This is a genomic window from Spirochaeta lutea, assembly GCF_000758165.1.
Lineage (GTDB): Bacteria > Spirochaetota > Spirochaetia > DSM-27196 > Salinispiraceae > Spirochaeta_D > Spirochaeta_D lutea.
In genome coordinates, this window is the sequence record NZ_JNUP01000045.1 from 82493 (window position 1) to 106893 (window position 24401).

Sequence of the window (24401 nt, forward strand, 5' to 3'; positions counted from 1 at the left end):
GGAATTATACCGAGTCATCAGGGTATTGTGTAGTCCTTCGCCCTGGGATACTATAGTGGTTGCATGACTCGACGGAACGTATTTTTTATTCTCCTTGTTGGCGGTCTCCTTACCCTCGGCGGTTGTCTTGCCCTGGAACCATCAAAATCCACGGCTGGTACCTCGTCCTCGGACGTAAAAATAACCCGAGAGCTCAACCAGTTTTATACTGAGTTGCAGAATCCGGACCTGACTCCTGAGGAACTCGCTGTAGTTATTGATCAGATCGCCAAGTATACCCAATTGGAATCTCATGCCAAGATGGTCAGTTTCCTGAATAACCGGGTGTCGAATTATCCCGATGACCCATACAACGCCTATTACCTATGGCGGATCGCCGATTCCTTCGAAGATAGGGGCAATTCCCAATCCGCCTACCAGATGTATTACCGAATCCTGCGGAACTATCCCGATGTGATCTGGCAAAATCAATCGGTTCATTTTGTGAGCTTGCTCAGGGCAATTAATCTTGATCAGGATACGCGGCTCACTGCGGAGTTTCTTCAGCAACTGATTCATAGATTTCCCGATTCCGTCGATCTGGGGGCACGATATCTTCAGCTGGCCCAAGCCCTTGAGGCAATCGGTGAGTACCCCAGGGCCTATGATGCCTACGAGAAGTTTTTAACCTTTGAAGATACGGTTATCCCGGGAAAACCGGGGATTCATTACCTCATCAGAGAGAAAGTCGCTTTTTACCACTCGTCAAAAACCTGGATCGACCGGGATTTGGATGCCTTGGTACGTAATATTAAGAATGCACTTTACTACAAGAATGGATGGTCCCTCCTGAGATACCAGGCTAAGGTGAATTTTTTCGCTATGACATGGTATCAGGAGCGCCAGGATTTTAATGCCCGGCCGGACTTTGAGTTGATAGAATTCCTAAGCCAGGCGAAACGAATTACCTATGCCTCGGAGTTGGAATTTGCATCCCATGGAAACGAGGCATACCTCCGGACCGGAGGCTGGAGCCCGAGGATTCCTACGTGGTTCCTCTATTTCCGGAAAATTGATTATCCTGCAGATCCCCAGGTACACGGCAGCTGGGAGTGGGCAGGAATATACTTCGGAGAGGCGATCTAAGGTACCCGGGCTGTTCCGCCGAGAAGAAAGAAGCATGAAAATACTAGTGTTTGGCATAACCTTTCTTTTAGGAATCCTAGGGTATCTCGGGGCGAGTCCTATAACCTTTGATACGCTGTTCCAACCCAGCCTATTTAACACATCTGGCTATCAGCCCCCTGAAGCATCACGTAATTTCCGACTTGGCCGAGGCCAAAACGTTGACGGTTCCTCAGAGATCACCCCTTCTCCGCTGCCTGACCCCTGGGGGCGGATGCACCCCCCGCGATCCTATTTTGTCGACGGGATCATCCCCGACATTGAAGCGGTATACAACGGCTATCAATCAGCCGCCCAGCTATCATGGTTTATCAGCGTACTTACCCGGGGAGACACCTTCCGCAGCTTTATTATGCAGGAGATAGAACAACGAAATCTGCCCAGCGAAATCTTCTTCTTGGCCATGGTGGAATCGGAGTTTTTGGTAAGGGCTGAGTCTTCCAGCGGGGCACGGGGGCTATGGCAGTTCATGGAAAACTCTATGGCTCCATGGATGTATAAGAATTCCCAGATTGATGAACGCTTCGGTTTGGTCCAATCCACCCGGGCTGCGTTAAATAAGCTCGAAGAAAACTACCGGGTTCTCGGGGATTGGTTACTCGCCTTTGCAGCCTATAACCAAGGTCTCGGAGCTATTTCACGTGCTGTGGAACGAACGGGAATCAGGGATTACTGGGAACTTCGGGAAGCCGGGGCTATCAGCCCCCAAGCCGCGCGGTATGTACCTAAAATTCTCAGTGCATACCTCCTGTCCCAGGAACTTGGCCGTCTCGGCTATCTCCGGGACTGGTCTCCCCCCTTCCACTGGACTCAGATTCTCGTGCCCGGCGGTACGGGGATAGAATTTCTTTCCGGTACGACAGGAATCCCCTTATCGATCCTCAAACTAGGGAATGCCCATCTATTGGAGGGCGTACTGCCCCCGGGTGATTTCCAGCCCCTTACCATCCCGCAGCGGTATGTCCAACCCCTGGTTAGCATGCTCAGCTTTCATCCCGGTTCTAAACCTTCTGGAACTTCATACCGATGATGTACTCAAATGAATAAGTCGTCCCGTCGAATAATCTGGTTACTAAGGATCCTTTTTTTGGTCATGGGCAGCTCCCTTCTCCTGTTCTCTCAAACGGGATCCGTGGACAATACCCCTATCGGCCAGAAAACCCAGGTTGAATCTGAGATTAATTGGCAAACAGGGACCCTGACCCTTTTCGTTTCCAGTACACTCCAGCCAGAGACGGTCAACCCGGCGTCAGCGGTTACCATTCTCAGCCAACGGATGGCCAACAACCGCATAGCCTTCGTGCTACAGGCCATGATGGAAATCCGGGTGAACTCCTCCACTCGAATACGGGAGATTGCAAAGGAAAATCCCCAGCTTCTGCGAGATATTGAAGCCCTGGCTGCGGAATCAACGATTCAGCCCTATATTTTGAGTCCGGATCTCCAGCGGGTAACCCTGCCCATCACGGTAAACCTCTTTCCTAAACTCAGCGATCTCCTGGTAAATCACCGGGTACCGACCTCACTGCCCAGGGTCTTCACAACCCAGGTTCCCGCATCCCACACCGGCTTGGTTATTTTCGCCGGAGAACCCCTGGCAGTACACGGCGAATTCCTCCGGGGAGAACAGCGGTACAGTGAGATACTGCCTGCAATGTTCCTTGATCTGTACGACGAGGATCTTACCGCCCTCCTTAAACCGAACCAAATGGATCCCGGGTACCTGACCCGATGGGGAGCAGCTGCGTATACCTCAGATTTTGATGAGGACCAATTCCGCGACCGTATCGGAGCCAATCCGCTGAGGGTTTCAGCCACCGCACTATTCGGAATTAACGATACCGATATCATTATTCCCAACCGTAGTGCCTCGGTTCTCCTCTCGAATCCGGAAAATCACCGGATATTAACCCAGGGTAGAATTCTGATCATCATCCCGGAACATAGACTCATCGAATCCCTTCCCTAGTGCTCGGTTATCGACCAGGAAGCACAGCATCATTCTGGCTCGCCTCGCTAATATTGCAAGAAACCGCCTAACCGGATACTATGCCACACAGGATTGTTACTCCCTCGAGTAATAACGCTGCCGAATCTGAAAATTCCTATCGGAGAACTATTGAGTATGATCCCCAGACCGCACGGTAATACACTGGTAAGCCAATTCAAAACGTCTTTTGCAATTGGTACGCCCATTAATTGGACGAAAGCAAATCACGTAAAAAAAATGATTTACTGTTATTTGTCCGGCCCATGGCTCGTTCAAACCGGAGTTTTGAAGGAGCGTCTGTTACCATCCTTTTTCCATAAAAAATCCTCCACCACCCCAGGCAGGATTCCCCTGAGAGCACCGGTTTCAGCCCTACCCGGTCTGGGTATGATGTTGCTGTTTCTCCTAGCCGTCACTGGATGTGGTACTAACGCCATCGGATACGGTGTGGTCCTTCTTGCCGATGAAGAGATGTCAGCCCAAGGATTGAAGAACGGGGATTTGGTAACCCTGGCCTCCGAATCGGATATCCTGGATTCCTATACCATTGTCCAGAATACCGAAGAGGAATCCGTTACGCTGGATGTTCCACGGTGGCGTATTCAGTCACATGAAACCAGAGAGGCAGCCCAGGCTTTCCAGGCGCAGTTCATCCCCTACGCCACCATTTACGGACGTTCCGGAAGACAGGGTTTGCCCATCCGCAGCACTGCCCAGAACACCAGCCCCTTGGTTTACCGAATGCGCCGGGACGAGGGGATAAAAATTATCAGCCGTCACCAGGAGCAAACTAATATTGCCGGATTAGAGGATTATTGGTACGAGGTTCTTACTGAAACAGGGGTACGAGGATGGACCTTCGGGTATGATTTGACCCTGGTGGACGCCTCCGAGACCGTTGATGCATCCAGCCAATCCGCTGCCTCCCAGGGGTATGATCCCGATGATCCGCTACAAGCCGTGCTTTTCGAGAAAACCTGGCGCCCCGAGTACTACCTGCCCATGATCAGAGACAGCCAATTTAATCTTGAACTATTTCGACCTGAATTCGGATTCTTTGCCAATGCTGAACAAAGGATTTTTACCATCCGTCTGAAGGACTACCAACGCGACTTCCCCTTCTCCTCCCTCTACAGTCCCCGCTACGCCCGCTATCAAGCGGAGGGCAGCTCCTTACAAATTACCGTAAGCACCCCTGACCGTATTGTCCTAGAATTTGAAGAGGCAGGAGCTATTAGAAGCGAGGTCTTTACCGCCATAACCGAGGATATTGGTGAAGTAATCCAAGAGGAACAGGAAGACCGGATTGCCAAGTATCAGATGATTCTGGATCGCGGCACTCAGCTAACCAGTTCCCATTACGGAAGCATTCAGTTATTTCCAGACTTCCGGTTCACCTGGACGGGTTACCAGCGCCTCGGGGCGAATTTCCTTCCGCGGGGTTTTGACGGAACCGGAAGGATAGCCTTTACGACCTACCTAGGTTCGAACCTTACGAACCAATATACCGGGGTTATTACCCTCACCTCTCCGGTCTGGGGATCCAAACCCTTCCTCTTTGAGATGATTAACACCGGAATTCGCCTGGAGCCCGCCACCAGCAGCACTGGGCCGGTGCCCGTGGTGATAAATCGTGATCTTTCACCTCTTATAATGTTTTTTGAATTCGGCGGCCCCACGGGACAGGTTTCTGCCCCTGGCATATCCGGATCTAGCGGGACTGCCCAACCTACAGCCTCCACGATCAATTCATCCCAAAATCCCGAACCCCTCCAACCGGTTTCCCTGGATACACCGAACTCTGAGACCGCGGCACCCCAGACTCAGGAGGCTCCAGAGCCCTCCGAGGCTGACCCCCAGACTCCGGGAGTATAAATGCCCCTGCTCCAGGCAAACGCAGTACAGTATTGGATAGCAGATCGACACATTCTGCAAAATGTATCCCTCACCCTGGACCCGGGGTCGCGGATTGCTCTCAGCGGCGCAAACGGCAGTGGAAAGTCCACCCTCCTGAAACTGCTATGCGGGTATTTAGAACCCAATGGCGGCTCGATATTTAAGGATCCCCATGCAGAGGTCGGCTTCCTCCCCCAATCAGGCCTGGTTCATCACGGGAAGACTCTATGGGAAGAGGCAGAAACCGCCTTCGCCCCGTATCACGAATTCCATGACCAATGGGAAGCCGTCGGTCAGAAGATCGGAACCCTCGGTGAACAGCTGCTGAGCATCCCGGAGTCTCAGCGTCCAGCTATCGAAGGCTCCCTGGAACAATTGACTACCGAACAGCATCACCTCCAGGAACTCCTGGAATCGGGAGGCTACTATCGTCGAGACCGTGAAATAGAGATTATCCTCAAGGGTTTGGGGTTTTCTTCAGGTGATTTCACTGCCCCCTGTGAAACCTTTTCCGGAGGCTGGCAGATGCGGATCGCCCTTGCAAAGATCCTCTTGGCTTCTCCCCAGGTGTTGCTCCTGGATGAACCCACCAACTACCTTGATTTAGAGGCACGGGAATGGCTTCAGTCCTATCTGCAAAATTATTCCGGGGCAGTCCTCATGGTAAGCCACGACAGGTTCTTTCTGGATCAAACCGTCCAAGCTGTAGCCGAGCTTTACCTGGGGACCCTCAGTCTCTATCGCGGCTCCTATTCAGCCTATGAAAAACGACGAAGTGCCGAACTTGAACAGCTTGTAAAGGATTATGAACGCCAGCAGCAGGAAATCCAGCGGATTGAAGACTTTATTTCCCGCTTCCGCTACAACGCCAGTAAGGCTGCCATGGTGCAAAGCCGGATTAAATCCCTAGAAAAAATCAACCGGATAGAGATTCCCGAAGGTTTAAAACGAATCCATGTATCCTTTCCTGAGGCGCCCCGGTCGGGGGATATTACCCTTCGTTTGACGGATCTGAGGAAGGAATACCCAAACAACCCGATTTTCGACTCCCTCTCCCTGGAATTTTTACGGGGTCAGAAGGTTGCCCTGGTGGGCCGCAACGGTTCGGGAAAATCAACCCTTATGAGGATTATGAGCGGTAAGGATCGGGACTATGGGGGGACCATGAACTATGGAGCCGAGGTGTTCCCCGCTTATTTCGCCCAGGAGGCTGAAACCCAGCTGACCATGACCAATACTGTTTTCGAGGAGGTCGAGGAAGCCGCCCCGACGGACATGATCCCCAAGCTCCGGGGGTTATTAGGCGCCTTCTTGTTCAGAGGTGATGATATTTATAAACCCATCTCCGTACTTAGCGGCGGCGAAAAAAACAGGGTCTCCCTGGTAAAAATGCTCCTGTCCCCCGCTAATCTCCTGCTGCTGGATGAACCGACAAACCACCTTGATATGGCCAGCAAAGATGTGCTCCTGGAAGCCCTCCAGGCTTTTAGCGGGACAGTCATCTTCGTGAGCCATGATCACTTTTTTATCCAGGAGCTGGCAAATCGGGTTATAGAAGTAGAGAGCCCGGCTACACCGGGGGTTCGGCGTGTCCGGGATTTTCCTGGTAACTATTCTTACTACAAGTACCGCATTGCCCAGGAATCCTCTCCCACGGATTCTTCCGGAAACCCTGGAACGAATACGGCCTCCACTCCGTATCCGGACCAAACCAGCCTTGGAAAAAAGGACCATGGAGATCAAAAGCAGCTCAGGGCTGCAAAACGCAGGTTGGAGAGGCAGGAAGAAGAACTCCTGTCTAAAATGGAAGAACTGGAGCAGGAAAAGAGCCGTATCGAACATGCGATGGCGATTCCAGAACACTACACCGATGGAAAAAAAATCTCCGCTCTCCAAACGGCCCTGGAGGACGTGACCAGGGACATTCAAATCACCCTAGAATCCTGGGAACGAGTAAGCCTTGAGAAAGAATCCCTACCGCAAGAATAGAAGCCCGTTACACGAGGATTGTATGCTCCTCGGTTTTCCGCTATCCTACCAACCATGAAGCTACTATACTCTTGGAACGTAAACGGTATCCGGGCAGCGGCAAAAAAGGGGTTGTTTGAATGGTTGCACGCTACCAATGCCGATATTATTTGTCTACAGGAAACAAAGGCTCACCCGGAGCAACTAGGGCCTGAGTTCACCGAACCCGAGGGATACACGGCCTACTGGGCGAGTGCTCAGCGTAAGGGGTACAGCGGGGTATGCATCTACTCAAAGGAGAAACCGATCAGGGTGGACACCATGGATGTGGAACGCTTCGATGCTGAAGGGCGGGTTCTCCGGGCAGAGTACCCGGGATTTACCCTGTTTAATTGTTATTTTCCCAACAGCCAGGCGGAGGGAGCCCGGTTGGATTATAAACTTGATTTTTGCCAGACCCTCCAAGCCATGGCTTCCGAGGTTGTTGCCCAGGGTCAGCATGTGGTTATCTGCGGTGATTATAACGTTGCTCACAAACCCATTGACCTGGAGAATCCGAAATCCAACGAGAAAAACCCGGGGTACCTCCCCGAGGAACGGGCCTGGATGGATACCTTTATTGAGGCTGGGTTTGTAGATACCTTCAGGGAATTCAACACCGAGGAAAAACAGTATTCCTGGTGGAGTTACCGGTTTTCAGCCCGGGATAGGAATATCGGATGGCGTATTGATTACCACTGTGTTGATGAGGGCTTAAAACCCCGCCTGAAGGACGCCCGGATTCATCAGGATGTATTCGGTTCCGACCACTGCCCGGTCAGTCTTACCCTGGAGGATTAAGGGATGCGGATTACCTACAATGCACCGGTTACCCTCACCTTTTCCCTGAGTGCCGCCCTCATCCTCGTGGTAAATCAGACCTTGGCACCGGGGCTTATCCCCCGGGTTTTCTCCGTCGGGGCCGTTATGGACCCGGGAGCCATTCTCGATTGGCTGCGGCTATTTACCCACCCTCTCGGCCATCTGGGCTGGGACCATCTGTTAGGAAATTTGGCATTCATCTTGCTCCTTGGCCCGATCCTGGAGGAGAAGTACGGATCATGGATTTTCTTATCCATGATCGGGATAACAACGGTGATCACCGGTGTGTTGAATGTCCTGGTGATGCCCACCGGACTGCTAGGGGCCAGCGGAATTGTGTTCATGATGATTGTACTGGCCGGTATGGTTAACTTTAAGGCAGGAGAGCTTCCCCTGACGTTTATCCTTATCGTCCTGCTGTACGTCGTTAAAGAGGTCGTTTCTGTGTTCGCTGAGGATTCGATCTCTCAGTTTGCCCATCTCCTGGGCGGAGCATGCGGCGCTATCTTCGGCTTCCTCCGACCGGATAAGAAAAACCCCCAAATTGCATAAGGATGCAGGTATGATTGAAAAATTAGAAACCATGGCTGGCCGGTTTAAGGCCTTAGAAGAGAAGATGATGGATCCTGATCTCCCCAAGGATCCGAAACGCTATAAAGAAGTCATGATGGAACATAACCATCTATCAGAGATTGTCGAGGCTTACACGGCCTATAAAGAAGTTCTCCAAGGAATTGAGGATGCCCGGGTCATGCTCCAGGAACAAGATTCTGAACTCCGTGAAATGGCGCGCGAGGAGTTGGACGGCCTGGAGGGTAAAAAAGAAGGTCTCGAGGCAGACCTGAGACTGCTCTTAATTCCTAAGGATCCCCTGGATGGGAAGAATGCCATCATGGAGATACGGGCGGGAACCGGTGGAGATGAAGCAAGCCTCTTTGCCGGGGACCTGTACAGAATGTACTCCCGGTATGCGGAAACCATGTCTTGGAAAATAGAGGTTATGACTGCCCACGAAACCGAGGTAGGTGGCCTTAAGGAAATAATCCTCTCTATCTCCGGAAAAGATGTCTTCGGCACCCTTAAATACGAATCCGGAGGACACCGGGTTCAACGAGTGCCTACCACTGAGAGCGGCGGCCGAATCCATACCTCTGCCTGTACCGTTGCTGTCCTCCCTGAAGCTGAGGAGACAGACATAGCCATTGAGGAAAAAGATCTGCGGATTGATGTATTCCGCTCCAGCGGCCCCGGGGGCCAGAGTGTTAATACTACCGACTCCGCGGTGCGAGTGACCCACATCCCTACGGGTCTGGTCGTCTCGTGTCAGGATGAGAAAAGCCAGCATAAAAATAAAGCAAAGGCCCTGCGGGTATTAAAGGCCCGCCTCTACGAGCTGGAAGAATCAAAACGTCAGGCTGAGCTTTCCGCCCAGCGAAAGAGTATGATCGGATCGGGGGACAGGTCTGAACGAATCAGGACCTATAACTTCCCCCAGAACCGTCTCACCGACCATCGGATAAACCTGACCCTGTACCGCTTGGATCAGATTATGCAGGGTGATCTCTCGGAAATTATCGAAACATTACGGATGACCGATAGGGAAGAGGCACTGCAAAGCCAGGAGGGGTAATTGACACCCCTCCGTATCCACCAAGCTCTCAATATCGGTCGACGGTACTTAGAAAAGGGGTTCTCCGGGGCGAACCCCTACACCTACGGGGTCTTCCAGATAAATGACCTTAATCCAGGCCTGGAGTCCCGGGTGCTATTGGCCCTGGCGCTGAACATTTCACCGGATTATCTATGGTCTAGGTTACAGGACCCCCTTGAGTTCTCGTCATTCCGCTGTTACCGAGAGCTTCTACGAAAACGTATCGCTGGAGAACCCATTGCCTACCTCCGCGGTTCTCAGGAGTTTTTTGGTCTCGATTACTATGTCGCTCCCGGCGTCTTAATTCCCAGAGAAGAAACGGAGGTTCTCGTTTCTTGGGTGCTTGAGGACTATCCCGAGGATTTCTACGCATCCGAGGGAGTCCAACCAAGGCTGCACGACTGTTGCACTGGGACCGGATGTATACCGTGGACGATTAAGTATCACCGTAATGCTTGGCTGGTCAGCGCCAGCGACATTGACGATACCGCGGTAGAAACGGCTGAAACCAATCGCCGGAACCTTGGAGTGGACGGAAGGGTCTACAAAGCCGATCTCTTAAACGGCCTACCTTCCGGACCTGGTGTCTATCGGTTCGATATCATTACGGCAAATCCCCCCTATTTAACCCAACAAGAATGGTCAACATGTATGGATGCAGGATGGAAAGAACCGGAACTAGCGCTTTCCGCCGGGGATGACGGACTGTTATGCATCCGCCTTCTGATTGCCCAGGCCCGGGACTGGCTAAAACCCTCTGGAAGATTGTATATTGAATCTGGGCCTTCCCAGTGTAAGGCGGTAGCTGAGTTACTGCAATCCGCGGGTTTTTCCGACATTAAGATCCGTAATGATTTATCCGATAGAGAACGGATAACCCGGGGGACACGGTAGGTAGGTTTTGGGATCCATATGGTAAAAAGCAAAATAGCTGAATTTTCTAAACGACTAAATATGTTTGCACCTGAAGAGCAGGAACAAATACTCTATGCGGCCCAGCGGAGTGAGGAGTTGCATTCCGGGCAAATGCGTGCGAGTGGCGAACCCTACGTAATACATCCCATTGAGGTTGCAGGAATCCTTTTGGATCTTCAAATGGACGCAGTCACCATAATCGCGGCCCTGCTGCATGATACCCTGGAGGATACCCACCTGGAGCGTTCTCAGCTGCGCCAGGAATTCGGAAAACAGGTTGAGGCTCTGGTTTTTGGTGTAACAAAAATCGATATTGTAAAATCTAAGAATAAAAGCAGTGTTGAGGCTGAGACCATACGAAAGATGCTATTTGCAATGGTCAAGGATGTACGGGTTATCCTGATTAAACTGGCTGACAAATTGCATAATATGCGGACTCTGGAGCATAAGGGGCCGGAACGACGCAAGGCGATAGCCCAAGAATGCCTTGATATCTACGCTCCCCTGGCCGACCGGTTGGGGATCAGCTGGATGAAGGATGAACTCGAAGATCTCAGTCTGAAACACCTTCAACCTGAGGTATACAACCAGATAAAACAGGCCGTATCGCAAAAACGAACCCAGCGATCAGAGTACCTTGATAGGGTTAAAAAATCCATCTACAAGGAAGCAGTCAAGGAAGGTCTGGAGATAAAGGTCGAAACCCGGGCAAAGCACTTTTATTCGATTTATCGAAAGATGAAACTGAAGGGTAAAGGCCTGGACGAGATCTACGATATGCTCGGCCTACGGATACTCTGTGAGACCATCCATGAATGCTACATTACCCTCGGTATCGTGCACCGAATATGGATGCCCATAGAAGGCCGCTTCAAAGACTACATAGCCATGCCCAAGGAGAACAAATACCAAAGTCTCCATACAACAGTGATGGGATTTGACGGCCGTTTATTGGAAATTCAGATCCGTACAACAACCATGCATAAAACCGCAGAATTTGGTGTAGCTGCCCACTGGCTCTACAAAGAAGGGATCAAAAATCCCGATAAGGTTGATGTTTCCAGCCTCTCATTCATAAACCGCCTCCGTGATCTAAATAGAGCAAGAATTGCCAGCACGGAATTCCTGGAAGAGATGAAGCGGGAAGTGCTCAGAGATTCGATCTATGTTTTTACCCCCAAAGGAGATGTAATTCAGCTACCTAAGGGGGCTACCGCCTTGGATTTTGCCTACCATATCCACACTGAGGTTGGACACCGTACCGCAGGAGCCAAGGCCGATGGTTCCATCATCAGTCTGAAGGAGCCCTTGAAAAACACCCAGGTTATTGAGGTTCTTACCCAAGCGAATGCACACCCCCATGTTGAATGGCTCCGGGTAGTAAAAACCAGCCGGGCTCGCAGCAAAATCCGGGCGTGGTTGAACCATCATGAAGACGATTTGATCATCGGGCAAAACATCGTTGCCCGTAAACGAAAAGAAAAAGAGCAGGAGCCCCAGGGTGATCAAGGCAAGACGGGAAAGAGTCAACGTCCCTCAAAGCTCAAGGAGCTCAAACGTCAACCCAATAGAATACTCAATAAGGATAAGGTTGGGGTGCGGGTAGGGAATAATCGCAATATGCTCATTCGGTTTGCAAACTGCTGTAAGCCAGAGGTAGGCGACCCCATAATCGGTTACATCAGCAGAGGCAGGGGGATAGTCATTCATAAAAAAGACTGCAAGAACCTGCCTGCCATAGAAGATATTGAACAGCGGACCATTGAGGTGGAGTGGGAAACCGTTTCGCCTCGTAAAACCCACCGATTCATGGTTACCAGCAGGAAGACCAGTGACCTCTTCAGCCAGATTGAAGGTGCCATCAAGAAGCACCACGGACATCTCTTGGAAGGAAAGGTGGACCCTACGAACACCGGTACCCTTGAGGGTCATTTCACCATCGAGATCGAACGCCACGAAGACTATGAACGGGTGATGAAAAACATCCGACTAATCCCATCGGTTATCTCCCTCAAGGACAATACTCCCGAACATCCAGACCATCTCTTCCGTTAGTCAGCCACCCCACCCTGTTCCCGCGATCCGCATGCAATCCTCATGAATCCTCATGAATCCTCCCCCAAGCGGCCTCGGTACTTCCCCCGGAAGATAAAAATCAGTACCTTACTGCCATGGCGGAATTACTATTCAAGGGTGAAACAATCCATACCTCCGGGACGGTACCACAGCCCGGATACATTCTCCCGACCTTATCACTGACCACCACCGATCTACGGGACGTTACCCTTCAGTCCTTCGTTAGTCCCTATAAGATCTTGAATATTGTACCCAGCATTGACACCGGGGTGTGTGCGGCGAGTGCCAGAGAGTTTGACCAATACGCTGTCAAACTTGCAGATGCCCTCGTCTTCACCATCAGCCGCGATCTACCCTTCGCATTAGCCAGGCACCTCCATGAGTCAAAGCTGCGGAACATCATCCCCCTTTCATCCATGAGAGATCAAAGCTTCGGACAAACTATGGGTTTAGAGATAGTAGACGGTCCTCTTACCGGATTGTTGGCTCGATCGGTATTTATCCTTGACCACAGTAACACGGTTTTATATGCTGAATTAGTTCCGGAAATTGCCCAGGAACCAAACTATGATCAGGTGTTAACTGCATTAGACAAGGCCAGGGAGATGCGGATTGAAGTCCCAGAGCAACACAAATCAAAATCCTGAACAGCCCTCCCGGGAACATCAAATTCTTCACGATTTGAACAACTGCTTAAGCACTATCATCAGCTCAGCAGAACTCTTGAACGAGGAATATGTTGACACCCATGGTAGCCCCAATAGGGATCTGCAAGAGATCCTCCATGCAGGATTACGGGGTAATGAACTCATCCATGCCCTGAAGGAACGACTCACCCCATGAAAGAACACGCACTCCATATCGTCCTCCACGAGCCTGAAATTCCCCAAAATACCGGAAATATCGCACGAACCTGTGCTGCCATCGGTGCCACCCTCCATCTGATTGAACCTCTGGGATTTTCTGTCGATGAACGGGCTGTACGCCGGGCAGGACTTGACTACTGGGATCAGGTATCCGTTAAGACCTATGCTTCCTGGGAGGTCTTTTCCAGTTCTCAGGAGGACCGTTGCCATGATTGGTTTTCCCGGGCATATTGCCTCACCACCAAGGGTTATCATAATTATACCGAACCCTCTTACCCTGAGATGACCTGGCTCATTTTTGGTAAGGAGACCAAGGGGCTCCCTATGGAAATTATTGACCGGGCAGCCAACAGGGCCATTCGAATTCCGATGCGTGCAGATTCCAGAAGCCTGAACCTGTCTAATGCTGTGGCCGTTTGCGGTTTCGAGGTTTTCAGACAGTGGGGCTGGCCCGGTCTTGCGCTGACCAGGTATGGAGATAATACTTAAGGTAATACTTATTTAGTGCGCAAAAGGTTGTAACTTTTCACCCTGGCGACACCATCCCTGGGTTGGTTCCCGGGCTGTGCCACTATATCTGGTGTAGTTTACAACCTTTTGCGCACTACTTAATACTTTAATAGAAACGCTGGAACTGCTTCGCGGTACGTCCAGCTGCAGAGCAACACCAAGGAGACAGGAATGCAGCAACTCGGAATTATCGGATTTGGGAACATGGGAGAGGCTCTGGTTAAGGGTGTAAGAGCATCCGGTGGTGGAAAAACCTTATTGGTGGCAGAAAAGAACCAGTCAAGGCTGGAACACGCGATTACTACCTACGGAGCCGAGGATTGCACCGGTGATCTCTCCCGGCTCTTCACGGAAGCCCAGGTGGTAATCCTGGCAATCAAACCCCAAGACCTTGAAGCCTTAGCGAAGAATATCAAGCCCGTGGTAGGCACCACCCCCGTTATATCTATCTTGGCGGGGAAGACCCTTCAATACATTCATGACCTCACCGGTGCCCAGGAGGTTGCACGATTCATGCCGAGCCTTGCGGCCCAAGTTCAACGCAGTGTTGTGGGAGTATGTTACAGTGAAAAATCAAGCGAAGTTTTTCGTGAATTGAGCTATCAGATTGCGAACTCCCTGGGACTCGGGGTTGAAGTACCTGAGCGGCTGATGCCGGCTATCATCGGAACCAGCGGAAGCGGTATAGCCTTCGCCTTTGCTTATCTTCATGCCATGGCTCTGGGAGGAACCAAGGTTGGCATCCCCTACGATTCGAGCCTTGAGATAGCCTTAGATGTTATGGAGGGGGCTATTCAGACGATCCGGGAAACCAAAACCCAACCTGTGGAACTAATAACCAAGGTGTGCAGCCCCGAAGGAACCACCATCGAGGGAATTCTTGCCCTGGAGCAGGGCGGATTTACCCCCACCATCGTCGATGCCGTCGAGCGTGCTGCGTTACGGAGCTCCCAACTCGAACAGTAAACCCGAAACCGTCTCTGGAGGCCCTGCCGAGGGTGCAATCCGATGAGGCGCTGAATCCTGGGCCACTTAGGCCGGCGGTGAATGGATTCACCGGTATGCCAGTGTGGGTGTTATTGGCCTGGAGGTTACAAGTTTCGCCGTATTAATCCATCCGGCAAACCAATCTGCCGCATAGACCCTAGTCGATATGGGATTCTATCCACTGCCAGAGCTCCCGCCGATACCTATCGGGGTGCTCTAATATGGATCGCGCGTGACCAGCCCCGGGGAAGGTTACCATCCTGCTTTCGGACCCTGCCGGGGAGATTTGAATGGCTTCTTGGAGTTCCCGGGCCATCCTAACCGGAGACGTTTCGTCATCCTCCCCATGCAGGGTAAGAACCGGGCTCGTCATGGTCTTGACGGCCTCCCGCGGACTAACTTGGCGGAAGAAAAACCCCTGGCGCAACCAGGTGACCAGACTCCCTGCAAATACCAGAAACGGCTGTATTCCCTTTGGGATACCTACCTGGTTCATCCCAAAGGCAACAACCTCGGTCATATCGGAAAAACTGCAATCATTGACCCGAAGCCTAATACGAGGATCCTGGGGATTGTACTGGAGCATGGTAGCAGCACCCATGGATTCTCCGTACAAGACCAGGGGAAGCTGCGGAGCGAGACCCCGCTGACGGTTTCTTAGTTCGACGGCATCTAACACGGCTTTTAAATCACCTTTTTCGAAAAAGCCGTAGGTTTTATTCCGACCGCCGGACCCGTAATGGTTCCGCTGGTTATAGGCATACACCTGCCATCCCCGTTCGAGAAAATCACCCATATACTTTACCATTCCGTGCCAGGTCGAGGTAATGCCGTGGATGAAGATCACCGTTCCGACAGCAGACCGGCCGGCCTCCGGCGGATGGATGTGCAGGGTTCGCAGGGAGTAGCCCCAGGGCGAAGGGACAGTGAACTCTTCCCTGGGCATGTCCATGAATGCCGGGGTTATCTCCCCTTCTTCAAGACCGTGGGATAGAGTCTGCTCTTCGGAAGATCCCGGCTTATTAATTACTGCCCGGGATACGTACCATCCCAGACCCAAGTAGCAGATTCCAAGTAGGGTAAGAATCAGGAAGAACACCATGAGTATGCCCATGGATGGATAGTACCATGACGGATATTCGTTGCCAAGCTAAGTTGTTTTCGGCTATCATACCGGCATGTTAGATCTGAAATACATCCGGGACCATCTTGAAGAAGTGAAAACAAATATCGCGAACCGTAATATGAGCGCCGATCCAGACCGGGTTGTAGCCCTGTCCGACGAAAGGAGCCGTCTCATTCAGCAACTGGATGAGCTGCGCCAGGCACGGAATGAACACGCGAAAAAGATGAAGGGTCCCATGGATCCTCAAACCCGAGAGCAATTGATCGCAGCAGGAAAGAGTATCAAGGATAAGATTCCCGCCCTTGAATCCGAACTTAATGCTACGGAGAATCTACTAACCCTAGAACTGGGAAAAATTCCCAATATGGCCCACCCCGATGCTCCCATAGGTAAGGAGGATAAGGATAACCTTGAAATCCTCCGGGTGGGTGATCCGAGACAGTTCGCTTTTCAGGCCAAGGACCATGTAGAGTTAGGGAAATCCCTGGATATCATTGACTTTGAGACCGGCGCACAGGTATCCGGATCTAAGTTTTACTACCTGAAGAATGAAGGAGTATTCCTGGAACTCGCTCTAGTGCGTTACGCCATGGATCTCCTTCAAAAGCGGGGGTTTACTCCGGTGATCACCCCGGACATCGCCAAGGAGGAGGTCCTGGAGGGCATTGGTTTTAACCCTCGGGGTGAAGAGAGCAACATCTATGCCTTGGAGGGTACGGGCACCTGTCTTGTGGGAACCGCAGAGATCACCCTGGGCGGATACCACATGGGTCAGATGCTTCAGGAGGCGGACCTGCCGATCATGTATGCCGGACTGAGTCACTGCTTCCGTCGGGAGGCTGGAGCCGCCGGGCAGTTTTCCAAGGGATTATACCGGGTTCACCAGTTCACCAAGGTAGAGATGTTTGTCTACTGTCTGCCCCACCAGAGTGCAGAAATTCATGAAAAACTACGTGCCATCGAAGAAGAGTTATTTACCAGCCTTGATATCCCCTTTCGGGTAGTGGATACCTGTACGGGAGACCTGGGTGCTCCTGCCTATCGAAAATATGATTTAGAGGCATGGATGCCGGGACGAGGGGAAGCTGGGGATTGGGGTGAGATCACCAGTACCAGTAATTGTACGGACTATCAGGCTCGTAGACTCGGCGTTCGCTACAAGGGTGAAAGCGGCAAGGGATTTGTTCATATGCTTAACGGCACCGCCATCGCTATCAGCCGAGCAATCATTTCCATACTAGAGAATTTCCAGAACGAAGACGGCTCTGTAAGCATGCCGAAAGCCCTGGTTCCATACCTGGGTTTTGACAGCATCAGACCGCGGTCCCCCCGGGGATGAGGATGAACTATGGAACCAAGAATACCGGGACACCCCCTGCCTCTGATTGTGGCGGAAATCGGAACAAGCCACGGCGGAGATCTGTCAAAGGCTGAGGAACTGGTAGCCGCAGCTAAAGAATCCGGTGCCCAGGTTGCAAAGTTTCAGTATATTATCGCTGATGAGATCCTTCACCCCCGTACTGGGTCGGTTTCGCTGCCCGGAGGTAATACGGATCTGTACAAATCCTTTAAAAACCTTGAGAAACCCATAGATTTTTATGCCCGGCTCATGGAGCTCTGTGAGCAATACCAAATAGGATTTCTCTGCAGCCCCTTCGGTACACGCAGCCTTCAACACCTTGTAAGCCTGGGCGTACCGGCCCTGAAGATTGCAAGTCCTGAGCTAAACCACCTGCCGCTGCTGCGTGAGGCCGCAGCAACCGGTTTGCCCACCATACTGTCCACGGGCGTCAGCCGGCTTCGCGATATTGCCGATGCCTTGGAGGTTTTCGCAGTAAGTCCTAGGGCTTATTCCCCCGGGAATCGTCTTCCGAAGAAGGGTGAAGGTATCGATACCCTTGCAAAGGATGATGAATCAGCCCATCCAGCCCCTGATGACGCTAATATTGGTAAAATAGAAAAACCGTTTGTGAACCCCTTCAATCCAGCCTTGAACCACCGAGTGAGTCTGCTGCATTGCATCACCAGTTACCCCGCCCCAGAGGCGGAGTACAATCTCCGGGTCCTCCGAACCCTCCACGGCATTTTTGGCATCCCCCTGGGCGTAAGCGATCATAGCCTCGACCCAGTCCTGGTTCCCCTTCTGGCAACCGCCCTGGGTGCACATTTGATAGAAAAACACCTAACCCTGGACAAAACGAGTTCCGGCTTGGATGATCCCATAGCCCTGGTTCCCCAACAGTTCGCTCACATGGCAAGTCTCATTGCCAGCTACAAAGATGACCCCTTTGCCATAATCCCTGATTTAGAGGAAGAATATGGAAGCGAACGGGTTCAACAGATTCTCGGTTCAGGGGTAAAAGAGCTTGCAAAGAGTGAGAGCGATAACTACGGGAGAACAAACCGAAGTATTCATGCCCTGCACTCCCTTCCGGCCGGTTCCCGATTGGGAGTGGAAGATGTGGCTGTACTTCGTACCGAGAAATCTCTATCCCCGGGTATACATCCGCGATTTATGGATATTGTCCTGGGAAAACGCCTGACCATGGACCTCGAGGATGGTGAAGGCCTAACCTGGAATCACCTGCTACAGGAATAACTTCGACTCTGCGATGGGATCTACCGGTATCCCCCATGAAGGAACTTGCATGACCCGGGACCTAGTCCCGGGTAAGATTGCGGTAAACGATCCTATGGGGACGGTCTGCCTCAGCGCCTAGTCGTTTACGCCGGTCTTCTTCATACTCGCTGTAGTTACCCTCAAACCATCGAACCTGGGACTCTCCCTCAAAGGCCAAAATATGGGTACAAATGCGGTCCAGAAACCAACGGTCATGGCTAATAACCACGGCACAACCAGCAAAACTATCCAGAGCCTCCTCCAAAGCCCTCATGGTATTCACATCCAAGTCATTGGTGGGCTCATCCAGGAGTATCACATTGGCGCCGCTTTTAACCATCATCGCCAAATTCACCCGGTTTCGCTCGCCGCCGGATAGTATGCCCACGGCCTTCTGTTGGTCTGAACCGTTAAAATTAAACCAGCTCACGTATGCTCGGCTATTAACGCTACGGTTTCCAAGGCTGACGGAATCATTTCCTCCGCTGATCATCTCCCAAACAGACTTCTTTGGATCAAGCTGTTCCCGGCTCTGCTCCACATAGGCAAGACTAACCGTCTCCCCCACCCGGAACGCTCCCTTATCCGGTTCAACCGAACCGGTGATCATGTTAAAAAGGGTTGTTTTACCTGCACCATTCGGACCGATGATACCAACCACTCCTCCCGGAGGCAGGGAAAAATTCAGATCATCGTAGAGAAGCTTTCCATCGAACTCCTTGGATACACCATTGGCCTCAATTACAATATCACCAAGTCGTGGTCCAGGAGGGATAAATAGTCTGAGCTCACGCTGCTGCTCCGGGCCACCCTGGGTAAGGAGCTTTTCGTAGTTGGTAATCCTGCTCTTAGCCTTAGCATGCCGGCCCTTGGGACTCATGGAAATCCACTCAAGTTCCCTGGCAAGGGTCCGTTGACGCTCACTCTCGGATTTTTCCTCCAACCGCAGCCGTTCCTGTTTTTGTTTCAGCCAACTTGAATAATTGCCCTTCCATGGGATACCCTCGCCACGATCGAGCTCAAGAATCCAACCGGCCACATTATCTAAAAAATATCGATCATGGGTTACTGCAATTATTGTTCCGGCATACTGCTTTAAATGCCGTTCCAACCACGCAATGGATTCGGCATCCAGATGGTTGGTCGGTTCATCGAGCAGGAGAATATCAGGTTTTTTAAGCAGCAACCGGCAGAGCGCTACCCTGCGCCGTTCACCCCCCGATAGGCTATCCACCACCTGGTCGGCAGGGGGGCACCTCAGGGCATCCATCGCCAGGTCCAGTCTGCTATCAAGATCCCAGGCATCCAGGGCATCAAGGCGTTCCTGAACCTTCCCCTGGCGTTCCAGAAGTTCGTCCATGTCGGCATCCGGATCCCCGAAGGCCTCATTGATCCGATCAAACTCAGCCAGGAGATCTACCGTCTCCTGAGCCCCCTGGGACACGATCTCTTTTACGGTTTTTCCAGACTCAAGTTCGGGCTCCTGCTCAAGATACCCCAGGGTAAAGCCCGGGCTCACACTCGTCTCCCCGTTGAAATCCTCATCAATCCCGGCGAGTATCTTTAGCAAAGAAGATTTCCCTGAGCCGTTCAGACCAATCACCCCGATCTTTGCCCCGTAAAAATAGGACAGACTTATATCCTTGAGAACCTGTTTGGTCCCATGATATTTACTCACCTTGTACATTGAGTAAATAATTTTTTTATCTTCGCCGTTACTGGGCGCTGCCATCTTGTACTCCTTGGTATGGTATACAGGGTAGGAAAATCCGGGGCAGCAGAACTGCCCAGGCGGTCAACCCTAAGAGTTTTGTAGTGCGTAAACGCCTATAACAGTACATCCTGGCGACACCACCCATGGGTGCAATTAGTGGTTATTCCGCTATTTTGGGTGTCGTTTACAACCTTTTGCGCACTATATAAGAGTTTGAGGGTTGATGCCGTTTCATCCAGTGTTACGGCATCTAGTACATGAGTAGCTCCTCATACCCGTGTTCTCTCAACAGGATAGTAGCATAGCTTCGACGCACCGTCACCAGGGGTGATGGGCCTATAACGCGGGCACCATGGCCCACGACGGTGTAATATCAGACCGGAACACCGTCTTGTCCTATAGCGCGGGCCCCATAGCACTTGAATACCTGAAAGGCCGCCTTGTCTACCCCTGGAGCCGTCACTTGGGGGCAGGGAGAGTAATCCCTGCCCCCCACGCAAAGGGGCTTCAGGCTCAGGGAGATTTGCCTGAGTACCAACCCGGCAACCCGGGTGCTAATCTAATAATACCTTCACTCGCCCTACAGTACCGTCCCTCAACCGGACCTTTATACCATGAGGATGGCTGGAGGACTTGGTTAGGATATCCTGAACAACACCCTCGGTTATGGCTCCGGTAGGCTGATCCTGCTTTTGGACGATACCAACCCTTGTTCCCGGCTTGATATCCCCCCTGGAAATAGTACTCATGATCGTTCTCCTGAGCTCTTTACCAGGGTACTGATCCACGCTTCTGCCCGTTGAGCTTCCCCGGGCATCACAGGGCCCTCCTTGTCTTCGACAAAAAATCCTTCAGCCTCAGCAGCCGCTGTTCCGCCCTTTTTCTTGAGGATGGTCAGAAGCTTGGGGGCAGCATAGCCGAATAGGGAAACCATACCGCTAAGGAGTTTTGAGTTAACCTTAGCCACATCAACCCGGGTATCCCAGGCAGCCACCCGTTTACCGGTAAGACTACCCGGAGCCATATCTTTCAGAAACTCCTTTAGCTCCGGAGTCGGGTTAAATGCTCTGGTCGGAGAGGCAACAACCACCATATCCGCCTGGGAGATGTCCTGGGATGTCACCTCCCCCCGGTGTTTAACCACCACTGTTGAATGGGAGGCAGCAGCAGCCCCCATGGTCTGGGCAAGTTCCTTGGTGTTTCCAAATACTGAATCATACACAATCACTAGGTTCATTCTTCTCTCCTCATTATCTATTTCTTAGTGCGCAAAAGGTTGTAAACTACCCCAGATATAGCGGAACCATCTTATTTTTTATCCACTGGTAGTGTGCCCAAGGTGAAAAGTTACAACCTTTTGCGCACTATATATCTATTTCATGGGTCAAGCCCATGTGTTTTCCCCATCCAGCTGTTCCGTACTGTGCAGTACCCCTGACCCCCGTATTTATTCATGGGATCATGCTTACCGGACTACTTCAAGACGATCTGCCAAGGGACCCCAGTACTGCTGTGCAGGGCCGTTCACTGCAACCCCGTAATTAGGTCAGATTGTATCGTCCTGCAGATCTCTCCCGCCACCTGCGCACATCCGCTTCAGGCACTGAATCGTAGGATTGAAACAACCTTGGGTTCTGTTCCAGGAGGAATTGTACAAAATCCACCATCGGGGTCACCTGAACCAAAATACACCGTGCATCCCCGATATACCCCTCGGTAGCCGCTCCCAGATTGAGCAGGGGCTTCTCAAGTTTCCCGTAGGTCTGAGAGACATCACCGAATCTGCTCTGATGCCGATACTGCGGGCAGTTAACCAAGCCGTGTTCAGTCCGAACCTTCAGTGGCTGGGGTACCGGGGAAAGCCGGTCGGGAATATCCATCCATTCCTCCACCCCGTGAATCAAGGTATTACTCCTCATAGAACAGCCTAAAAACAGAATCTTCGCCTCGATATCCACCAAGCGCCCCCAACATCCCGAACGCGGGCAGGCTGTACGGGTTAATTCTTCACCCTTCGTATAGGATTCAGCATCCCGACCGATGGCAGCCACCGAATGGGTAGGGTGCAGACTCCGGAACACCCCTGGCCGCTTCATAAAGAGGTTGGTCAGAATACCCACACATGACGCATCGGTTTTCGGATCAAACACGGGGTTGGTTTCACCTACCTGCTTCCATGTATGGGTGGGGAACATGAGCAATCCCGCAGCCAGATACTCAATAAACGCATCCAGTACGGTGTCTGCACCCCCCTCTACCTCGCCCAGAGCCTTCATCGAGGAATGGATCAACAGCCGGTCTTCAGGGTCGATACCCAGCTTAGAAATTTCGCCCTTCAGTGTCATTTTCGTATGCATTTTCAACGTCTCCTGGTTTCATGGTATCCTCCTCCCGAGCCCAACCCAGGGCCATGAAGGCTGCACGCATCGCCGTTTGCAATGCAACAAGGTACCCTCCCATGATAGCATAAAAAAACCCTCCCGGTGCGGGAGGGTTCTTCGACACAATACTTCGGTTTTTAGGGTGATTCTGCTGTCTGAGGCTCTTCCGAAGAATCGGTAAAAACCTGACTGTTGAAAGCCTCCCGGTCGAACTCCCCGAGGGAATTCCCGACGATAACAGAGGTTGTCAGGTCACCGGTCACGTTCGTAGCGGTTCGGAACATGTCAACCAGGAAATCTACCCCGGCAACCAACCCGATGGCCTCCACGGGTAGTCCAACCGCGGAGAGGGTGATTACCGTGAACGCAGTGGCCCCCATGGGAACCGCTGCGCTCCCGATACTGGCTAAGATTGATACCACTACAATCAGAACATACTGAATCAGGCTCAGATCAATCCCGAAGGCATTCGCCGCAAAAATCGAAACCATAGCAGGATAAATCCCACCGCAGGCATCCATATTCATTACCGCACCAATAGGCCCCACAAAGTTTGATACCCGGGAAGATACCTTAAGCCGGTTAATCATGGTGTTGATGGTTAGGGTCAAGGTCCCTGCACTGGAGCGGCTTGTAAAGGCCAACAGCATGGCCGGGGATGCCGCCCGGTAAAATCTCCAAGGATTTATCCGTGCTACCCCCCCTAACAGCCCACCGTAAACAAGGCCGATCTGTAGGGCACAGGCGATGACAATCCCCAGTACAAAGAGCCCCAAATCCGGTAACGCTGATAGCCCGGTATTGCTCATCCAGTATGCCATGAGCCCCAGGACACCGAAGGGCGTCAGGCTGATTACGAGCTTGGTAAGGCGAATCACCACATGAAGAACCGAGCTGATCACCTCTCGGAAAGCAGCCACCCGTTCAGGTTTCCGTCCCTGTTCAATCACCGCAGCTACCCCCAGGAGGACTGAGAATACAACCAAAGGAATTAACCTGGTTTCCGCCGCTGCCTCCACCGGATTGGAAGGAATAAAGCTACGGAACTGTTGAAAAATGCTGCCGATACTCGTTTCCTCCCGGGGTGCCAAGCCCTCGGTAACGGCTCCTGCACCGATTCCCAAGATAGACGCAAGGATTATACCAATGAGACTCGCGATGGTCGCTGTAATGAGGAACAGACCCAGGGTTCGTGTTCCCAGCTGTTTGAGTTCTCGGGTATTTTCAAGCTTCAGGAACCCGGCAATGATGCTGGTGGGCACCAGGGGAATGATAAGCATCCGTAAAAGATCCACATACCCGTAGCCCACAAGGCTAAACCATCGACGTAGTTCTCCCCCGGTCTCCTCACTCACTCCTGCAAAAACTCCCAATCCCAGGGCCATACCTGCCAGCATGGCAATGAAGACCCGAACAGAAAAAGAGAGGGATGTAAATCGTTTTAACAAACCCAGACCGACAAGCAATAGAACAAAGCCTGCCAACCAAAGCAGAACTGTAGTATCCATATCAAACTCCTTTACTCAGATATTACACTTACTGTAGCAGGTTAGTCAAGTTTCATGCAAACCTTCACCCAGTCCGTGGAATCCTTTCATAGTGCGCAGAACCCTGTAACTTTTTGCAAACCTTCCCCCACCCTTGAAGCAAACCCTATGTTCTTCCCGGATATATGG

The 24401-nt window shown here is 51.8% G+C and carries 22 protein-coding genes; 16 read left to right on the forward strand and 6 right to left on the reverse strand.

Annotated features, from left to right (window positions below):
• The first annotated feature begins 63 nt into the window (after positions 1-63).
• The 14 genes from DC28_RS16400 (at position 64) to proC (ending at position 14863) form a co-directional block, all read left to right on the forward strand.
• Positions 64-1125 (forward strand): tetratricopeptide repeat protein, encoded by a 1062-nt coding sequence (locus DC28_RS16400; RefSeq protein WP_052078478.1) that lies wholly within the window; start codon positions 64-66, stop codon positions 1123-1125.
• A 34-nt stretch (positions 1126-1159) separates the two neighbouring features.
• The gene (locus DC28_RS05090; protein ID WP_162180191.1) at positions 1160-2194 is read left to right on the forward strand and encodes a lytic transglycosylase domain-containing protein; all 1035 of its coding nucleotides are present in this window, start codon (positions 1160-1162) and stop codon (positions 2192-2194) included.
• A gap of 9 nt (positions 2195-2203) precedes the next feature.
• Positions 2204-3133, forward strand: coding sequence for a hypothetical protein (locus DC28_RS05095; protein WP_156104588.1), 930 nt, complete (start codon positions 2204-2206; stop codon positions 3131-3133).
• A gap of 258 nt (positions 3134-3391) precedes the next feature.
• Positions 3392-5029: an SH3 domain-containing protein gene (locus DC28_RS05100; RefSeq protein ID WP_162180192.1), complete on the forward strand. Its 1638-nt coding sequence runs from the start codon at positions 3392-3394 to the stop codon at positions 5027-5029.
• A complete protein-coding gene (locus DC28_RS05105; RefSeq protein ID WP_037546527.1) occupies positions 5030-7039 on the forward strand; it encodes an ABC-F family ATP-binding cassette domain-containing protein in 2010 nt (669 codons plus the stop codon). It abuts the gene before it with no gap.
• A 54-nt stretch (positions 7040-7093) separates the two neighbouring features.
• Positions 7094-7858, forward strand: a complete 765-nt coding sequence (locus DC28_RS05110; protein ID WP_037546529.1) for an exodeoxyribonuclease III — start codon at positions 7094-7096, stop codon at positions 7856-7858.
• A 3-nt stretch (positions 7859-7861) separates the two neighbouring features.
• Entirely contained in the window at positions 7862-8431 is a 570-nt protein-coding gene (locus DC28_RS05115; protein WP_037546531.1) for a rhomboid family intramembrane serine protease, read from the forward strand.
• Positions 8432-8441: 10 nt separating this feature from the next.
• Positions 8442-9509 (forward strand): peptide chain release factor 1, encoded by a 1068-nt coding sequence (gene prfA / locus DC28_RS05120; RefSeq protein ID WP_037546534.1) that lies wholly within the window; start codon positions 8442-8444, stop codon positions 9507-9509.
• Positions 9510-10424 carry a peptide chain release factor N(5)-glutamine methyltransferase gene (gene prmC / locus DC28_RS05125; RefSeq protein WP_052078480.1) on the forward strand — a complete coding sequence of 305 codons (915 nt, stop codon included), beginning with the start codon at positions 9510-9512 and terminating at the stop codon, positions 10422-10424.
• A 60-nt stretch (positions 10425-10484) separates the two neighbouring features.
• Entirely contained in the window at positions 10485-12500 is a 2016-nt protein-coding gene (locus DC28_RS05130; RefSeq protein ID WP_238565770.1) for a RelA/SpoT family protein, read from the forward strand.
• Between the two features lie 116 nt (positions 12501-12616).
• On the forward strand, positions 12617-13168 hold the full coding sequence (tpx, locus tag DC28_RS05135; RefSeq protein ID WP_052078482.1) for a thiol peroxidase: 552 nt from the start codon (positions 12617-12619) through the stop codon (positions 13166-13168).
• Positions 13134-13364 carry a hypothetical protein gene (locus DC28_RS05140; protein ID WP_037546536.1) on the forward strand — a complete coding sequence of 77 codons (231 nt, stop codon included), beginning with the start codon at positions 13134-13136 and terminating at the stop codon, positions 13362-13364. Before tpx ends, DC28_RS05140 begins: the two co-directional genes overlap by 35 nt.
• Positions 13361-13876 carry a tRNA (cytidine(34)-2'-O)-methyltransferase gene (locus DC28_RS05145; protein WP_037546537.1) on the forward strand — a complete coding sequence of 172 codons (516 nt, stop codon included), beginning with the start codon at positions 13361-13363 and terminating at the stop codon, positions 13874-13876. Before DC28_RS05140 ends, DC28_RS05145 begins: the two co-directional genes overlap by 4 nt.
• A gap of 192 nt (positions 13877-14068) precedes the next feature.
• A complete protein-coding gene (proC, locus tag DC28_RS05150) occupies positions 14069-14863 on the forward strand; it encodes a pyrroline-5-carboxylate reductase (protein ID WP_037546539.1) in 795 nt (264 codons plus the stop codon).
• Between the two features lie 178 nt (positions 14864-15041).
• Here the strand turns inward: proC and DC28_RS05155 are convergent, their stop codons facing one another.
• A complete protein-coding gene (locus DC28_RS05155; RefSeq protein WP_081941970.1) occupies positions 15042-15998 on the reverse strand; it encodes an alpha/beta hydrolase in 957 nt (318 codons plus the stop codon).
• A gap of 64 nt (positions 15999-16062) precedes the next feature.
• Between DC28_RS05155 and serS the strand changes: the two genes are divergently transcribed.
• Positions 16063-17349 carry a serine--tRNA ligase gene (gene serS, locus DC28_RS05160; protein ID WP_037546542.1) on the forward strand — a complete coding sequence of 429 codons (1287 nt, stop codon included), beginning with the start codon at positions 16063-16065 and terminating at the stop codon, positions 17347-17349.
• Positions 17350-17358: 9 nt separating this feature from the next.
• Positions 17359-18609: an N-acetylneuraminate synthase family protein gene (locus tag DC28_RS05165; RefSeq protein WP_037546543.1), complete on the forward strand. Its 1251-nt coding sequence runs from the start codon at positions 17359-17361 to the stop codon at positions 18607-18609.
• A gap of 61 nt (positions 18610-18670) precedes the next feature.
• Here the strand turns inward: DC28_RS05165 and ettA are convergent, their stop codons facing one another.
• The 5 genes from ettA to DC28_RS05190 all read right to left on the reverse strand — a co-directional run bounded on the left by ettA (position 18671) and on the right by DC28_RS05190 (position 24233).
• On the reverse strand, positions 18671-20362 hold the full coding sequence (gene ettA / locus DC28_RS05170; protein ID WP_037546544.1) for an energy-dependent translational throttle protein EttA: 1692 nt from the start codon (positions 20360-20362) through the stop codon (positions 18671-18673).
• A 536-nt stretch (positions 20363-20898) separates the two neighbouring features.
• Positions 20899-21093, reverse strand: coding sequence for a YwbE family protein (locus DC28_RS05175; RefSeq protein ID WP_037546546.1), 195 nt, complete (start codon positions 21091-21093; stop codon positions 20899-20901).
• Positions 21090-21581, reverse strand: coding sequence for a flavodoxin family protein (locus DC28_RS05180; protein WP_037546547.1), 492 nt, complete (start codon positions 21579-21581; stop codon positions 21090-21092). Before DC28_RS05180 ends, DC28_RS05175 begins: the two co-directional genes overlap by 4 nt.
• 304 nt (positions 21582-21885) lie before the next feature.
• The gene (locus DC28_RS05185; protein WP_037546548.1) at positions 21886-22701 is read right to left on the reverse strand and encodes an AAC(3) family N-acetyltransferase; all 816 of its coding nucleotides are present in this window, start codon (positions 22699-22701) and stop codon (positions 21886-21888) included.
• A gap of 161 nt (positions 22702-22862) precedes the next feature.
• Complete coding sequence (locus DC28_RS05190) at positions 22863-24233, reverse strand: dicarboxylate/amino acid:cation symporter (RefSeq protein WP_037546549.1); 1371 nt, start codon at positions 24231-24233, stop codon at positions 22863-22865.
• Between the last annotated feature and the right edge of the window lie 168 nt (positions 24234-24401).

Excerpts from the sequence above, each read along its gene's own strand:
- DC28_RS16400 (WP_052078478.1), top strand. The coding sequence starts at position 64 with ATGACTCGACGGAACGTATTTTTTATTCTCCTTGTTGGCGGTCTCCTT.
- DC28_RS05090 (WP_162180191.1), top strand. The coding sequence starts at position 1,160 with ATGAAAATACTAGTGTTTGGCATAACCTTTCTTTTAGGAATCCTAGGG.
- DC28_RS05095 (WP_156104588.1), top strand. The coding sequence starts at position 2,204 with ATGAATAAGTCGTCCCGTCGAATAATCTGGTTACTAAGGATCCTTTTT.
- DC28_RS05100 (WP_162180192.1), top strand. The coding sequence starts at position 3,392 with ATGATTTACTGTTATTTGTCCGGCCCATGGCTCGTTCAAACCGGAGTT.
- DC28_RS05105 (WP_037546527.1), top strand. The coding sequence starts at position 5,030 with ATGCCCCTGCTCCAGGCAAACGCAGTACAGTATTGGATAGCAGATCGA.
- DC28_RS05110 (WP_037546529.1), top strand. The coding sequence starts at position 7,094 with ATGAAGCTACTATACTCTTGGAACGTAAACGGTATCCGGGCAGCGGCA.
- DC28_RS05115 (WP_037546531.1), top strand. The coding sequence starts at position 7,862 with ATGCGGATTACCTACAATGCACCGGTTACCCTCACCTTTTCCCTGAGT.
- prfA (WP_037546534.1), top strand. The coding sequence starts at position 8,442 with ATGATTGAAAAATTAGAAACCATGGCTGGCCGGTTTAAGGCCTTAGAA.
- DC28_RS05130 (WP_238565770.1), top strand. The coding sequence starts at position 10,485 with ATGTTTGCACCTGAAGAGCAGGAACAAATACTCTATGCGGCCCAGCGG.
- tpx (WP_052078482.1), top strand. The coding sequence starts at position 12,617 with ATGGCGGAATTACTATTCAAGGGTGAAACAATCCATACCTCCGGGACG.
- DC28_RS05145 (WP_037546537.1), top strand. The coding sequence starts at position 13,361 with ATGAAAGAACACGCACTCCATATCGTCCTCCACGAGCCTGAAATTCCC.
- proC (WP_037546539.1), top strand. The coding sequence starts at position 14,069 with ATGCAGCAACTCGGAATTATCGGATTTGGGAACATGGGAGAGGCTCTG.
- DC28_RS05155 (WP_081941970.1), bottom strand. The coding sequence starts at position 15,998 with ATGGGCATACTCATGGTGTTCTTCCTGATTCTTACCCTACTTGGAATC.
- serS (WP_037546542.1), top strand. The coding sequence starts at position 16,063 with ATGTTAGATCTGAAATACATCCGGGACCATCTTGAAGAAGTGAAAACA.
- DC28_RS05165 (WP_037546543.1), top strand. The coding sequence starts at position 17,359 with ATGGAACCAAGAATACCGGGACACCCCCTGCCTCTGATTGTGGCGGAA.
- ettA (WP_037546544.1), bottom strand. The coding sequence starts at position 20,362 with ATGGCAGCGCCCAGTAACGGCGAAGATAAAAAAATTATTTACTCAATG.
- DC28_RS05175 (WP_037546546.1), bottom strand. The coding sequence starts at position 21,093 with ATGAGTACTATTTCCAGGGGGGATATCAAGCCGGGAACAAGGGTTGGT.
- DC28_RS05180 (WP_037546547.1), bottom strand. The coding sequence starts at position 21,581 with ATGAACCTAGTGATTGTGTATGATTCAGTATTTGGAAACACCAAGGAA.
- DC28_RS05185 (WP_037546548.1), bottom strand. The coding sequence starts at position 22,701 with ATGCATACGAAAATGACACTGAAGGGCGAAATTTCTAAGCTGGGTATC.
- DC28_RS05190 (WP_037546549.1), bottom strand. The coding sequence starts at position 24,233 with ATGGATACTACAGTTCTGCTTTGGTTGGCAGGCTTTGTTCTATTGCTT.